The organism is Citrobacter sp. CK199, from assembly GCF_030333285.1.
In the GTDB taxonomy this organism is placed as follows: domain Bacteria; phylum Pseudomonadota; class Gammaproteobacteria; order Enterobacterales; family Enterobacteriaceae; genus Citrobacter_B; species Citrobacter_B koseri.
Genome location: NZ_JAOWGF010000012.1, coordinates 1 through 560 on the forward strand (window position 1 = coordinate 1; position 560 = coordinate 560).

Annotated in this window: 1 rRNA gene; it reads left to right on the forward strand. The window is 54.3% G+C overall.

The window, feature by feature from the left end:
- Positions 1–560 (forward strand): 23S ribosomal RNA (locus OGX75_RS00920); the annotation flags it as partial.

The following is a 560-nucleotide window of genomic DNA, read 5'->3' on the forward strand; positions in this document are numbered from 1 at the left end:
ATAGGGGAGCCGAAGGGAAACCGAGTCTTAACTGGGCGTTAAGTTGCAGGGTATAGACCCGAAACCCGGTGATCTAGCCATGGGCAGGTTGAAGGTTGGGTAACACTAACTGGAGGACCGAACCGACTAATGTTGAAAAATTAGCGGATGACCTGTGGCTGGGGGTGAAAGGCCAATCAAACCGGGAGATAGCTGGTTCTCCCCGAAAGCTATTTAGGTAGCGCCTCGTGAATTCATCTCCGGGGGTAGAGCACTGTTTCGGCTAGGGGGCCATCCCGGCTTACCAACCCGATGCAAACTGCGAATACCGGAGAATGTTATCACGGGAGACACACGGCGGGTGCTAACGTCCGTCGTGAAGAGGGAAACAACCCAGACCGCCAGCTAAGGTCCCAAAGTCATGGTTAAGTGGGAAACGATGTGGGAAGGCCCAGACAGCCAGGATGTTGGCTTAGAAGCAGCCATCATTTAAAGAAAGCGTAATAGCTCACTGGTCGAGTCGGCCTGCGCGGAAGATGTAACGGGGCTAAACCATGCACCGAAGCTGCGGCAGCGACACT